The sequence below is a fragment of the Kitasatospora papulosa genome (assembly GCF_000717245.1).
GTDB classification, from domain to species: domain Bacteria; phylum Actinomycetota; class Actinomycetes; order Streptomycetales; family Streptomycetaceae; genus Streptomyces; species Streptomyces papulosus.
Genome location: NZ_JNYQ01000003.1, coordinates 228,790 through 241,993, shown reverse-complemented (window position 1 = coordinate 241,993; position 13,204 = coordinate 228,790). Strand labels below are relative to the sequence as shown.

Below are 13,204 nucleotides of genomic sequence, written 5' to 3'. Positions count from 1 at the left end.
GCGTGCGAGGCGCCTCCCGCCCCTCGGCTAGCCTGAACGCAATATGAACCGTTTGACGACGTCACAGGGCGAATTCGATCTCGCCCGCTATCCCGAGAACCCGCGCGACCCCCTCCGTGCGTGGGACGCCGCCGACGAGTACCTGCTGCGGCGGCTGGGGGGAGAGGACGGGAGCGAGCCGGTCCGTCCGTCCGGCACCGTGGCCGTGGTCGGCGACCGCTGGGGTGCCCTCACCACCGCGCTGGCCGCCCGTCGCCCGGTCCAGATCACCGATTCGTACCTCGCGCGGCAGGCCACCCGGGCCAACCTGGCGCGCAACGGCGCCGACCCCGACTCCGTACAGGTCCTGTCCGTACGCGACACCCCGCCGGCCCGGATCGACCTGCTGCTCGTGCGGGTGCCCAAGAGCCTCGCCCTCCTGGAGGACCAGCTCCACCGGCTCGCGCCCGCCGTGCACGCCGGGACCGTCGTCATCGGTACCGGCATGGTGAAGGAGATCCACACCTCCACCCTCAAGCTGTTCGAGCGGATCATCGGGCCCACCCGCACCTCCCTCGCGGTGAAGAAGGCGCGGCTCATCTTCTCCACCCCGGACCCCGCACTGCCCAGGACCCCCAGCCCCTGGCCGTACCGCTACGAACTGCCCGGCGACATCGGGGTGCTCTCGGGCCGTACGGTCACCAACCACGCCGGGATCTTCTGCGCCGAACGCCTCGACATCGGCACCCGCTTCTTCCTGAAGCACCTGCCGGAGCGGACCGGGCCCGACAGGGTCGTCGACCTCGGCTGCGGGAACGGTGTGGTGGGTACGGCCGCCGCGCTGGCCAACCCCGACGCGTCCGTCGTCTTCACCGACGAGTCGTACCAGGCCGTCGCCTCCGCCGAAGCGACGTTCCGCGACAACACCGGGCCGGACGCCGAGGCCGAGTTCCTGGTCGGTGACGGGACGGCAGGAGTGCCCCCGGCGAGCGTGGACCTGGTCCTCAGCAACCCGCCGTTCCACTCGCACCAGGCGGTCACCGACGCCACGGCCCGGAACATGTTTTACGGGGCGCGTGCAGCCCTGCGCCAGGGCGGCGAGCTGTGGGTCGTCGGCAACCGGCACCTCGGCTACCACACTCAACTCCGCCGGATCTTCGGCAACTGCGTGACCGTCGCCGGTGACCCGAAATTCGTCGTCCTGCGGGCCGTCAAGCGCTGACCCGCGTCAGGGGAGGCCGTCCCGGCCCAGCCAGGACGGCACCTCGGGCACCCCGGCGTCCCAGGCGGGTGGAGGGCCGGGACCTGGTCCGGGTTCGTGCGCGCGGGGAGTGGCGTCCGTGGGCTCCGCCGGCTCCGGCTCCGCAGCGGATGGCGCCCGGACCGGCTCGGGGGCCGCGCTGTCGTACAGCTGCTCGGCCACCGTGAAGCGGCAGTGCCAGGGCTGCCAGACCCCCTCGACGACCAGCAGGAATCCGTCCGCCTCCCGGTACAGCGCCCGGCCCTTCGGGTTGGAGGGATGCACCGGCTCGAAACGCTCGGCCCGGACCCGGAGGGCCGCGAGCGCCTCCTCGCGGCTGCCCTCCACGTGGCCGATCACGCCGACCGACCACATCCGGCCCTGCCTGCCGTACCCGAGGTTCTGCTCGACGACCAGTCCCCACCTGGGCACAGCCCACCCCCTCCCGGAACACGCGCGGTCGCGGTGCGCACCCGACCGCGCCGGAACGCCATCCTACGAGTCATGATCCTGCCGGCCCGGCGGCCGTCCCCGCCGGTGGCGGACCGCCGCCCGAGCGTCGCCGGAACCGACGGCGGCCCGGCCCCGTGTGAACGGCGCAGACGGGCAGCCATACTGGACGGGCCGGGGCGGGCGCAGGAGCAGCGGGAAGCGGATCGAACGGGGGCGACGACAGGCGATGACGGACAGAAGGCTGATCCAGAGCCGGTACCAGCTGCTCGATCTGATCGGGCGCGGAGGCATGGGCGAGGTGTGGCGTGCGCGCGACGAGTCGTTGGGCCGGCACGTGGCGGTCAAGTGCCTGAAGCCCGTGGGGCCTCAGCACGACGAGGCCTTCACCCGCGTACTGCGCGAGCGGTTCCGCCGCGAGGCCAGGGTGGCCGCGGCGCTCCAGCACCGCGGGGTCACCGTCGTCCACGACTTCGGTGAGTCGGACGGGGTCCTCTACCTCGTCATGGAGCTCCTGGAGGGACGTAACCTCAGCCAGCTCCTGGAGGACAACAAGCAGCACCCGTTGCCGGTCGCGGAGGTCGTCGACATCGCCGAACAGGTCGCGGACGCCCTCGGCTACACCCACCGGCAGGGCATCGTGCACCGGGACCTCAAGCCCGCCAACATCATGCGGCTCGACGACGGCGCGGTGAAGCTCTGCGACTTCGGCATCGCGCGGCTCGGCCACGACATCGGCTTCACCTCCCGCCTCACGGGGACCGGCATCGCCATGGGCACCCCGCACTACATGTCGCCCGAGCAGATCAGCGGCGGCGAGGTCGACCACCGCAGCGACCTCTACTCCCTGGGCTGTGTGCTGTACGAGATCGCCACGGGTGTGCCGCCGTTCGACATGGAGGACTCCTGGTCCGTGCTCGTCGGCCACCGCGACACCGTCCCCGAGCCGCCACGCACCCACCGCGCGGAACTCCCCAGGTTCTTCGACGAGGTCGTCCTGGAACTCCTGGCCAAGACCCCGGACGAGCGGCCGGCCGACGCGGGTGACCTCCGGCAGCGCATCGCGCTCGGGCGCACCGGCGAGCAGCCGCAGGCCGGACAGGCCCGTCCCGCCCCGCCCGTCCCCGTGGCGACTCCCGGAGCGGGGGAGCCCGGACTGCCCTCCTGGACCCGCGACATGACCACCGGTCACAAGGCCGTCGGTGCCGGGGCCTCCGCGACGGCGGCCGTCGAGCACGCCACCGCGCTCACCGCCGCCTGGACCACGGGGACGGGGCAGGCCCTCGCCGGCGGCCTCACGCCGGAGGGCTCGGGCGGTCCCGCTCCCTCTCCCGGCCCGCCCGCCACCCCGGACGGCCGGCACAGAGCCGGACTCGACCTCGGGCGCCTGGGGCACTGGGAGGAAGCGGGTGACGTCCACCGGGCCGTCGCCACCGAGCGCGAACAAGCGCTCGGCCCCGACCACCCCGACACCCTCGCCAGCAGGTACGAGATCGGATTCACCCTCAGCCGCACCGGACACACCGCCGACGCCCTGCGCGAGTTCGGCCGGGTCGCCGAGGGCCGCGCACGCACCCTGGGTCCCGACCACCCCGAGACCCTCGCGGCCCGGCAGGAGGCGGCCTACGTCCTCGGCCAGCTCGACCGGCACTTCGAGGCGCACCAGATCTACGCCGCGGTACTCGCCTCGCGGGAGCGCTCCATGGGGCCGGACCATCCCGACACCCTGCGCTGCCGTCACAACCTCGCCTTCAACCTCAGCAGACTGGGCCGCCTGGAGGACTCGTACCGCATGGCCCGCGAGGTCGCGGACGCCCGCGGCCGCGTGCTCGGCCCGGCGCACCCGGACACCCTGGTCACCTTGTACGAAGTGGCCTACGCACTCGGGCGGCTGGAGCGCTGGGCCGATGCCCTGGAGACCTACCGGGAGGTCGCGCGCGCACGCGCCGGCACGCTCGGCGCCGACCACCCCGACACCCTGTCCGCGCGCTACGAGGTGGGCATCAGCCTGGGACGCCTGGGCCGCAGCGCGGAGGCCCTGGAGCTCTACCGCACCCTGGTCGAGGACCGCACCCGGATCGGTGGCCCCCTCGACCCCGAGACGCTGCGTGCCCGGCACGGCGTGGGAGTGAACCTGGGCCGGCTGTCGCGCTGGGACGAGGCGCTGGCCGAGTCCCGTGAGGTCTGCGCCCTCCGGGAGCGCACCCTGGGCCCCGGCCACCCCGACACGCTCGTCAGCCGCCGGGAGGTGGCCGTCGGGCTGGGCTGGCTCGGCCGCTGGACCGACGCGCTCGGCGACTACCGTGCGATCGCCGAGATCCGCGAACGCACCCTCGGCCCGGACCACCCCGACACCCTCGCCGGCCGCAACGACGAGGCACACTGCCTCGAACAGCTCGGCCGGGGAACGGAGGCGGTGGCGGTCCACCGCAGGGTCGCCGACCTGCGCCGACAGCGCGGGGTACCACCGCACTGAGCCACGGGGCCCACCGTCCCACCGGCCGTCAGGCCTGGCCGCGCCGTGCCCGGTAGAGGTCCCGCAGCAGCGCGATCTCGGCCCCGTGGTGCAGCACTTCCTGGTTGACCCACCACACGGTGCTCAGGAAGGCATCCTCCGGATCACTGCCGTAGGGGTAGGTGCAGTACCCGACCGTGTCGAGCGCCGCGTCGTCGGCTCCGGCCAGCGCCGCCCGCCACGCGGCGGCGGAGGCGGCGAAGTCCGCGAGTGCCTCCGCCGCGTCACCCGCCACCCGGTAGTCCTCGCGGGTCATGCTGTGGCCGCCCGCGGTGTGATCGGCACGCAGGGCCAGCATCTCGGCGAGATGACTCAGCCGCCATGCCAGCGTGGTGAAGGGCGGCGGTGTGGGATGCGGGAACGGCGCCGTGTCACGTCCCCAGGCGCCCGCACCCGTCAGGAACGTGGCGCCCGGGCCGGGGCCCGCGACGCGCCGACGGACCGACCAGCAGTCGGGCACCGGCTCCCACAGGTACTCCTCGTCGGTCAGCGCCGGGGCCGCCACCTCCGTGCCGTTGCCGCTGTCCACGAAGGGCCCTGCCAACCGGTTCCCGAGGCGCTCGCAGGCCCAGTCGAACTGGTCGAGCAGCGGTGTCAGACGGGCGGGGACACTCATGGACTCTCCTGCGGCGGGGTGTTTCGGGAGCGGCTGCGGGCACCCTCCCACAGGCCTGGGCGCACCGACCAGCGGATTACCGCGTCCCCGCGCACGCGCGGTCCGCCACGGTCCCGCACCCTGTCCGGGGACGCGCCGCGCGTGTTACGAAGGAGCATGTCCGCAGACGAGACGCCCTCAGCCGCTACGCCCGCACACGACTCCTACGACGCGGTCGTCGTCGGCGGCGGCCACAACGGCCTGGTCGCCGCCGCCTACCTCGCCCGCGCCGGACAGAGCGTCCTGGTCCTGGAGCGTCTCGGCGCCACCGGGGGAGCGGCCGTCTCGACCCGGCCCTTCGACGGGATCGACGCCCGGCTCTCCCGCTACTCCTACCTCGTCTCGCTCCTCCCGCAGAAGATCGTCCAGGAACTCGGCCTCGGCTTCGCCGTCCGCAAGCGCACCGTCTCCTCGTACACCCCGGCCGTGCGCGGCGGCCGGTCCACCGGGCTGCTGGTCGGCGGTGAGGGCACCCGGGAATCCTTCGCGGCGCTCACCGGTGACGGCCGCGAGTACGAGGCATGGCAGCGTTTCCAAGGAATGACGCGACGGGTCGCCGAGCGGGTGTTCCCGACGCTCACCGAGCCTCTGCCGTCCCGCGAGGACCTGCGGGCACGTCTCGACGACGCGGACGCCTGGCGGGCTCTGTTCGAGGAACCCATCGGTGTCGCCGTCGAGGAGAACTTCGCCGACGACCTCGTACGCGGTGTCGTCCTCACCGACGCGCTGATCGGAACCTTCGCGGACGCCCACGACCCGTCCCTGATCCAGAACCGCTGCTTCCTCTACCACGTGATCGGCAACTCCACGGGGGACTGGGACGTCCCCGTCGGCGGCATGGGCGCGCTCACCGACGCCCTGGCCGACGCGGCACGCGCCGCGGGCGCCGAGATCCGCGTCCTGCACGAGGCGACCCGCATCGAGACGGACGGCACCCGCGCCGAGGTCACCGTCCGCTCACCCGACGGGGAGCGTGTGGTGGGCGCGCGCAGGGTCCTCGTCAACGCGTCGCCGCAGGCGCTGGCAGCGCTCCTCGGTGACGAGCCGCCCGCACCGGCCGAAGGCGCACAGCTCAAGGTGAACATGCTGCTCACGCGGCTGCCGAAGCTGCGCCACCGATCCGTCGACCCGCACCGGGCCTTCGCCGGCACCTTTCACATCGCCGAGGGATACGGACAACTGGCCACCGCCTACCGCGAGGCGGCTGCCGGACGTCCGCCCACCGCCCCGCCCTCCGAGATCTACTGCCACTCGCTGACCGACCCGTCGATCCTCGGCCCCGGCCTCGCGTCCCGCGGCTACCAGACCCTCACCCTGTTCGGGCTCCACACCCCCGCCCGGCTCTTCGCGGCCGACAACGGGACGACACGCGACGCGCTGCTCGGAGCGACCCTGGCCGAACTTGACGCCCACCTGGAGGAACCGATCACGGACTGCCTCGCCCTCGACGGCGACGGCAGGCCGTGCATCGAGGCGAAGACCCCCGTGGATCTGGAACGGGAACTGAGGCTGCCCGGCGGCCACATCTTCCACCGGGACCTGTCCTTCCCGTACGCCACGGGGGAGACGGGCCGCTGGGGCGTGGAGACCGCGCACGCCAACGTCCTGCTCTGCGGGGCCGGTGCGGTCCGCGGCGGCGGTGTCAGCGGGGTGCCCGGCCACAACGCCGCCATGGCGGCGCTGGGCCGGTGACCGCCCGTCCTGCCGTCCGAACACCCCGTGCAGCGTCCCGGGCTTGTGCGGCAGGTCGTACTCGGCGCCGCCTCCGGGACCGTCGTACGGGACTGTTCAGGAAGCGGTGCAGGCACCCACGACGGGTGCCGACGTGCCGCCGTTGGTCTGGACGGTGAATCCGAAGGTCGTCGAGGCTCCCGCCGCCAGGGTTCCGTTCCAGGAATGCCTCACCGTCATCACGTCGCCCGTCGTGGTGGGTGTGCCGTTCCAGACGGCGGAGACCTTCTGGGGCGACGCGACGGTCACCGGAACCGCCCATCCGGTGATGCCCGAACCGCCCGCCTTGACGGTGACCTGGCCGTTGTATCCGCCGTTCCACGTCGAGGTCCGGGTGTACGTCGCCGTGCAGGCGCCGTCGCCGCCCTCCCCGCCGTCGTCACCGCCTCCGCCGGAACCGCCGAGCGCGGCGAGCACCGCGTCGTAGGCCGGCTTCTTGTTGTAGTCACCGTCGAAGAGCAGCGGGGTCCCGCCGCTGCGCCACGAGTACTTGTCCGTGACACCCCAGACCGTGATGCCCGTGCACCGGGTGACCGCCAGGCAGGCGTTGACCACCTTGGTGTAGTTCGCCGCCTGGGCCGAACCGGAGCCCTCGATGTCCAGTTCGGTGATCTGTACGTCGACTCCGAGATCGGCGAACCGCTGCAGGTTGGCCTGGAAGTCGGAGGGGACGGGCGAGTTGCTGTTGAAGTGCGACTGGAACCCCACGCAGTCGATGGGGACACCGCGCTGCTTGAAGTCCTTCACCATCTCGTACACAGCGTTGCTCTTCGCGTTCTGCCCGTCGGTGTTGTAGTCGTTGTAGCAGAGCTTCGCGCCGGCATCGACCGTACGTGCGGTCCGGAACGCCTCCTCGATGAAGCCGTTGCCGAGCTTGTCCTGGAACGGAGAGCTGCGCCGGGCCCCGCTGCCGCCGTCCTGGAAGGCCTCGTTCACCACGTCCCACGAATGGATCTTGCCCTTGTAGTGGGTCATCACCTGGGTGATGTGGTTGTTCATCGCCGAGCGGAGGTCGGTGGCGGCCAGAGGGCTCACCCACCCGGGAAGCTGGGAGTGCCACACGAGGGTGTGGCCCCTGACCTTCATCCCCTTGCTCTGGGCGTGGCTGACGATCCGGTCCGCCGCCGAGAAACTGAACGAGTTGCGGGAGCTCTCGACCGCGTCCCACTTCATCTCGTTCTCGGGTGTGACCGAGCCGAACTGGGCGTCCAGCGTGGATGCGTACGCCGCTTCACCGAGGTGGTTCGCGGCGACCGCCGCGCCGAAGTAGCGTCCCTTGGCAGCCGCGGCGTCACCGAGGGCGCCGGCGGCTTGGGCGGTGCCCGCGAGTGCCACGACACCTGCCGCGGCGAGGACGCCCGCGGTGAGGAGTGACAGGGCGCACCGGGCGCGGGCCTGTGGACGCCGACGGGTGCGGCCGCCGACCGGGGGATTCTGAGCCATCACGATTCCAGCCTCTTCTTCCGGTTGCCGGGCAGTTCGAACGCGGTGCCCGGGCGGGGGGATTCGGACCGTTCGAGGTGCTGTGTAACCGTCGGCGGACGCACGGGGAAGGGCGTACCGGCCGACGGGAAGACGAGCTGTGGAACAAGGGGAGTGAGGGAGAGTATGCGCTCGGTGGGAAGTCGCGTCAACGCAGTGTTTCCGAAAGATTTCCGAGCCAACTGGCGCTCATCTGAGGGGAGTTGCCTATCGTGCCTGGTGGTACGACGGTCCTTCCCGGACATTCCGGGTGAGGTGTCCGAAGGCTCCTCCGGTGAGACTCGGGCGCGGCGAAGACGGACGGGGCGGCAGGGCGAAAGTTTCGGGATCTCTCCGGGCGTGACGGGCGCGACGGGTATCGCGGACCACGGCGGAGGCCCGCGCCGCCCGCCGCGCCGTGGTGTGCGCGGCCTCAGCCGCCGACGAGTGAGAGGCCGAGGACGACTCCGGCGGAGACGGTCACCCTGCCGGGCGTCAGGTCGCCTTCTCCGCCGCCGCCGTGGTTACCGCTGTGGCTGCGGTAGCCCTGCATCTGTTCGGCGTCGACGTCCTTGATGTGGATCACGGGCCCGAGGTGCACCCCGGCCGCCTCCGCGTACAGCGCGGCCTTCTCCCGGGCCGCGGCCACGGCCGCCGTGCGGGCACGGGCGCGCAGTTCCCTCTTCGTGCGTACGTCGAACTCGACGCCCTTGACCTCGTTGGCCCCGGCGTCCACGACGTCGACGAGCACCGCCTCCAGGATGTCCAGCTCGCGCAGTTCGATCACGAAGGACGCGGTGCACTCGTAGCCCAGGAAGGTGCGTTCGTTGCCGTAGCTCCACTGGGACGCCAGGTTCAGCCTCGAGGTGGACACGGCCGTCTCCGGCACCCCGTGCCCGCGCAGCACCTCACGGATCCGGTTCACCCCGGTCCGCGTGGCGGCGAACGCGTCGCCCGGCTTGTTCTTCGTCTGCGATATCGCGACGCGGAGGCGTGCCAGGTCGGGGGCGGCGTCCACACTCGCCGCTCCGAACACCGACACGCCCCACGGGCTGTCTATGGACTGGGTTCCGTTCATGCCGGTCATCCAACCAGCCTGAGCCGCTCAATCGGCGGAAACGGTCCAGCCGGTCGCCTCGATGCGCCGGGCGTCGCCGGTTCTGTTGCCGTCGAAGAGCGTCCGCCCGCCGTCCTCGACCCGTACGTCGTCCACGTAGACGCCGCGCCCGACGTACAACTGGTCGGTGACGTACCGCCAGCGGAGCCGGACCTCCGTGCCCCGCCAGGTGTTCAGGTCGGCCTCGCCCCGGTGCCACACGCGCCCCGACCAGCCCGAGACCGAGCCGTCCGGATGCGGCAGGGGCTTCCCGGTGCCGCCCTCCTGTGCCGGTGCCGAGGTGAAGGGGACGGGCCGCCAGGTCGCCCCGGAGTCCGACGAGGCCTCCAGCCGGAGCAGGTCCGAGGCCGGTTCGGTGTCCCACCAGAGGGCGAAGGTCAGGGTCGGACGTGCGGCGACGAGGCGGAGCGCGGGCAGCGCGAGTGTCGCGGAGGTGGCGTTCGCCATCCCGGAGAACCAGGCGGTACGTCCCCGGAACGGGCGGACCGGCACCGCGCGCGCCATCCGGTTGGCCGTCGCCACGCGCGGAGCACTGCCCGAACGCCAGGTGCGCACCGGGTGGACGGAGTTGCCCAGCACGATCAGGAACGAGTCGGTCGTCGGATCGAGGACCAGGCTCGTGCCGGTGAAGCCGGTGTGCCCCGCCGTGCGCGGAGTGGCCATCGCGCCCATGTACCAGTGCTGGTACAGCTCGAAGCCCAGTCCGTGCTCGTCGCCGGGGAACGCGGTGTTGAAGTCGGTGAACAGGAGTTCCACGGATTCCTCGGCCAGGATCCGGGACCTGCCGTAGACGCCCCCGTTGAGCAACGTGCGGGCGAGCACGGCCAGATCCCAGGCGCACGAGAAGACGCCCGCGTGACCGGCCACCCCGCCCAGGCTGTACGCGTTCTCGTCGTGGACCTCTCCCCAGACCAGCCCGCGCTCCAGTCCCGACCAGGGCAGCCGGGCGTCCTCGGTCGCCGCGATCTTCGGCTTCCATGAGGCGGGCGGGTTGTACCGGGTGCGGCGCATCCCGAGCGGAGCGGTGATCTCGTCGCGGAGCAGGGTGTCCTGGGTGCGGCCGGTGATCTTCTCCAGGATCAGCTGCAGCGAGATCAGGTTGAGGTCGGAGTAGAGGTACTTCGTCCCGGGAGGCGAGGCCGGGACCTCGTCCCAGAGCAGCCGTAGCTTTCCCTCTCGGGTCGGCTCCTTGTAGAGCGGGATCCAGGCCCGGAAGCCGGATGTGTGCGTGAGGAGCTGACGTACCGTGATGTCCTGCTTGCCGCCCCCGCCGAAGTCGGGGAGGTAGGACACGACCGGCGCCTCCAGCTCCAGCGCGCCCCGCTCGATCTGCTGCACGGCGAGGATCGAGGTGAACAGCTTGGACACCGAGGCCAGGTCGAAGACGGTGTCCTCGGCCATCGCGATCTGCTGGTCCGGCGGAAGCTCGACCCCCGTGTCGGTGGTCTCGTCGTACGCCGCATAGCGGACCGCCTGCCCGATCGGCCGGTGCAGGGCCACCGTGCCGCCCCGCCCCGCGAGCAGGACGGCTCCCGCGTACCAGGGGTGAGCGGGGGAGTCGGCGAGGTACTTCTCCGCGTCGGCGACGAGCAGGTCGAGCTGGTCCGGCAACAGCCCGGCACGCTCGGCCGGTCCACGGCGCAGCGTCCGCCCTCCCTGCCCTGCTCCCATACCCGTCCCGGTTCCCGTTGCCGCGCCCGGAGTTCCGCCGCCCGGCGACCCCGTACCCCGCTCGACGCCGGCCGCCGCTCCGGCGGCTCCCGCGAAGGGGATCGGCGCGAGAGCGAGTGCTCCGCCCAGCGCCAGTATCCCGCCGCTCAGCCCCCGGCGGCTCATTCCCCGTCCCGACACGTCACCGGCCATCCGGAATCCCTTCCCCTCACGTCGAAAGCGCCTGCGCGAAAATAACTTTCGAAACTTCGTACGGTGATGAAACTTCCTGCCGAAGGAGAGGCTACTGGTACCGCGGCCACCCGTGGGACCCTTGGCGGCACAAAGAAAATGACGGCAAGTCAGTTCTCAAGGCGCCGGACAGAGCGAGACCTTCGGGGCTGTTGCGGCGCGGGAGGCCGAGGAGGCCGCCGGCCTGGACCCCCGCGGCCGTGATCCTGGGCGATCCGGCTGCGCTCGCCCGCGGTGTCCGACGCCAGGACCATGACCTCCGCTGCCGCGTCCCGCCGGACCCGCCGGCCCGGCAGGGCGTGCCGACACAGGAGTTCCGGGCCCTTGACCCGCGACCACCCGCCACCCAGGATCACGCCATGACAGGTGTACGGAGCAGCACAGTAGACGGAGTCGTGACGCGCAGCGCACGGCGCACTCCCGGGCGCACCGCCGTACGGTACGCGGAGCGGACCTGGACCTACGCGGCGCTCGACGAGGCGGTCGGTACCGCGGCCGCGGTGCTGACCACCGCCCACGGACTGCGGCCCGGTGACCGGGTGGCCTCCTACGCCCACAACTCCGACGTGTACCTCATCGCCTACCTGGCCTGCGCCCGGGCCGGACTGGTCCATGTGCCGGTCAATCAGAACCTGACCGGCGAGGACCTGGCGTACATCCTCCGTCAGTCCGGCAGCGCACTCGTCCTCACCGACCCGGCCCTCGCACCGCGCGTCCCGTCCCATCACGCCGTCCGTCCGCTGCGCGACGCACCCGGCTCCCTGCTCGATGAACTCGCCACCCCCCGGCCGTTCTCACCGGAACGGGAACCGGGCGCCGACGACCTCGTCCAACTCCTCTACACCTCCGGCACCACGGCCCAGCCCAAGGGCGCGATGATGACGCACGGCGCCCTGGTCCACGAGTACGTCAGCGCCCTCACTGCACTCGACCTGCGCGCCACCGACCTGCCGGTGCACTCGTTGCCGCTGTACCACTCCGCGCAGATGCACGTGTTCCTGCTGCCGTACCTCGCGGTGGGTGCCGAGAACACCATTCTCGACGCCCCGGACGCCGGACGGATCTTCGACCTCGTCGAAGCGGGGCAGGCGGACAGTCTCTTCGCGCCACCGACCGTCTGGATCGGTCTCGCCAACCACCCGGAGTTCGCCACCCGTGAGCTGTCCGCCCTGCGCAAGGCGTACTACGGGGCGTCGATCATGCCCGTGCCCGTCCTGGAACGTCTGCGTGCGCGGCTGCCCGAGCTTGCGTTCTACAACTGTTTCGGCCAGAGCGAGGTCGGTCCCCTCGCCACCGTGCTCGGTCCGGACGAGCACGAGGGGCGGATGGACTCCTGTGGCAGGCCCGTGCTCTTCGTCGACGCGAAGGTGGTCGACGAGCACGGCAAGGAAGTGCCCGACGGCACGGCCGGTGAAGTCGTCTACCGCTCCCCGCAACTGTGCCAGGGCTACTGGGACAAGCCCGAGGAGAGCGCCGAGGCGTTCCGCGACGGCTGGTTCCACTCGGGTGACCTCGCCGTACGCGACCCGGAGGGCTACTTCACCGTGGTCGACCGGGTGAAGGACGTCATCAACTCGGGCGGTGTGCTCGTCGCCTCCCGGCAGGTTGAGGATGCCCTCTACACCCACCCCGCGGTGGCCGAGGTCGCGGTGGTGGGACTGCCGGACGCGCGCTGGATCGAGGCCGTCACCGCGGTCGTCGTCCTCCGGGGCGAGGCCTCGGAAGCGGAGCTCATCGAGCACGCCCGAGGGGAGCTGGCCCACTTCAAGGCCCCGAAGCGGGTCCTGTTCGTCGGCGAACTCCCACGCAACGCCAGCGGCAAGATCCTCAAGCGCGAGCTGCGGGACCGGTTCGCCGACTCCGACTCCGACGCCGCCGGGGGTCCAGGCCCCGGCGGCCGGGCGGCTCCGCGGTCCGACTGACCGACACCCCGTCCCGGGACGTCGCAGCCGCGGTCGCACAGCACCGGCCGCGGTGTGAGCGTCCACGGCAGGCGTACCCCGTTCGCAGTCCTGGCGTGATCCGTCCTCAATTCCCCTCCGGGATCGGGTGACCTGCGTGAACGGCTGCCGCGCGGCGGTGCCTCGAGCCTGGCCGGGTGAGAGGGGGTCGGGGACTCGTGTTGCGCGGGTGACGGACTGTCGGTTGCCTCGG

The 13,204-nt window shown here is 71.9% G+C and carries 9 protein-coding genes; 4 read left to right on the top strand and 5 right to left on the bottom strand.

The genetic code is table 11. The annotated features are described in order from the left end of the window. Positions 1 to 43 precede the first annotated feature (43 nt). Positions 44 to 1,201, top strand: coding sequence for a methyltransferase (locus tag IA22_RS0109575; RefSeq protein WP_030123311.1), 1,158 nt, complete (start codon positions 44 to 46; stop codon positions 1,199 to 1,201). Positions 1,202 to 1,207: 6 nt separating this feature from the next. Here IA22_RS0109575 and IA22_RS0109570 read toward each other — a convergent pair whose 3' ends face one another. Continuing rightward, complete coding sequence (locus IA22_RS0109570) at positions 1,208 to 1,651, bottom strand: hypothetical protein (protein WP_014157992.1); 444 nt, start codon at positions 1,649 to 1,651, stop codon at positions 1,208 to 1,210. Between the two features lie 247 nt (positions 1,652 to 1,898). Between IA22_RS0109570 and IA22_RS0109565 the strand changes: the two genes are divergently transcribed. Then, positions 1,899 to 4,145 (top strand): serine/threonine-protein kinase, encoded by a 2,247-nt coding sequence (locus tag IA22_RS0109565; protein WP_014157993.1) that lies wholly within the window; start codon positions 1,899 to 1,901, stop codon positions 4,143 to 4,145. A 28-nt stretch (positions 4,146 to 4,173) separates the two neighbouring features. On the opposite strand, the gene IA22_RS0109560 is transcribed toward IA22_RS0109565, so the two are convergent. Next, positions 4,174 to 4,800, bottom strand: a complete 627-nt coding sequence (locus IA22_RS0109560) for a DinB family protein (protein WP_014157994.1) — start codon at positions 4,798 to 4,800, stop codon at positions 4,174 to 4,176. A 156-nt stretch (positions 4,801 to 4,956) separates the two neighbouring features. Between IA22_RS0109560 and IA22_RS0109555 the strand changes: the two genes are divergently transcribed. After that, the gene (locus IA22_RS0109555; RefSeq protein WP_030123309.1) at positions 4,957 to 6,531 is read left to right on the top strand and encodes a phytoene desaturase family protein; all 1,575 of its coding nucleotides are present in this window, start codon (positions 4,957 to 4,959) and stop codon (positions 6,529 to 6,531) included. 96 nt (positions 6,532 to 6,627) lie between these two features. Here IA22_RS0109555 and IA22_RS0109550 read toward each other — a convergent pair whose 3' ends face one another. The 3 genes from IA22_RS0109550 to IA22_RS0109540 form a co-directional block, all read right to left on the bottom strand. Next, positions 6,628 to 8,013 (bottom strand): glycoside hydrolase family 10 protein, encoded by a 1,386-nt coding sequence (locus IA22_RS0109550; RefSeq protein ID WP_030123308.1) that lies wholly within the window; start codon positions 8,011 to 8,013, stop codon positions 6,628 to 6,630. Between the two features lie 451 nt (positions 8,014 to 8,464). Next, on the bottom strand, positions 8,465 to 9,109 hold the full coding sequence (locus IA22_RS0109545; RefSeq protein WP_030123307.1) for an SIMPL domain-containing protein: 645 nt from the start codon (positions 9,107 to 9,109) through the stop codon (positions 8,465 to 8,467). A gap of 27 nt (positions 9,110 to 9,136) precedes the next feature. Next, positions 9,137 to 11,011, bottom strand: coding sequence for a serine hydrolase domain-containing protein (locus IA22_RS0109540; protein WP_030123306.1), 1,875 nt, complete (start codon positions 11,009 to 11,011; stop codon positions 9,137 to 9,139). Between the two features lie 398 nt (positions 11,012 to 11,409). Between IA22_RS0109540 and IA22_RS0109535 the strand changes: the two genes are divergently transcribed. Beyond that, positions 11,410 to 12,972: an acyl-CoA synthetase gene (locus IA22_RS0109535; protein WP_033248049.1), complete on the top strand. Its 1,563-nt coding sequence runs from the start codon at positions 11,410 to 11,412 to the stop codon at positions 12,970 to 12,972. Positions 12,973 to 13,204 lie beyond the last annotated feature (232 nt).

What these genes read in the sequence shown, in the direction of transcription:
- IA22_RS0109550 (WP_030123308.1), bottom strand. Translation starts at nt 8,013, where the DNA reads ATGGCTCAGAATCCCCCGGTCGGCGGCCGCACCCGTCGGCGTCCACAG.
- IA22_RS0109545 (WP_030123307.1), bottom strand. Translation starts at nt 9,109, where the DNA reads ATGAACGGAACCCAGTCCATAGACAGCCCGTGGGGCGTGTCGGTGTTC.
- IA22_RS0109560 (WP_014157994.1), bottom strand. Translation starts at nt 4,800, where the DNA reads ATGAGTGTCCCCGCCCGTCTGACACCGCTGCTCGACCAGTTCGACTGG.
- IA22_RS0109555 (WP_030123309.1), top strand. Translation starts at nt 4,957, where the DNA reads ATGTCCGCAGACGAGACGCCCTCAGCCGCTACGCCCGCACACGACTCC.
- IA22_RS0109535 (WP_033248049.1), top strand. Translation starts at nt 11,410, where the DNA reads ATGACAGGTGTACGGAGCAGCACAGTAGACGGAGTCGTGACGCGCAGC.
- IA22_RS0109575 (WP_030123311.1), top strand. Translation starts at nt 44, where the DNA reads ATGAACCGTTTGACGACGTCACAGGGCGAATTCGATCTCGCCCGCTAT.
- IA22_RS0109565 (WP_014157993.1), top strand. Translation starts at nt 1,899, where the DNA reads ATGACGGACAGAAGGCTGATCCAGAGCCGGTACCAGCTGCTCGATCTG.
- IA22_RS0109540 (WP_030123306.1), bottom strand. Translation starts at nt 11,011, where the DNA reads ATGGCCGGTGACGTGTCGGGACGGGGAATGAGCCGCCGGGGGCTGAGC.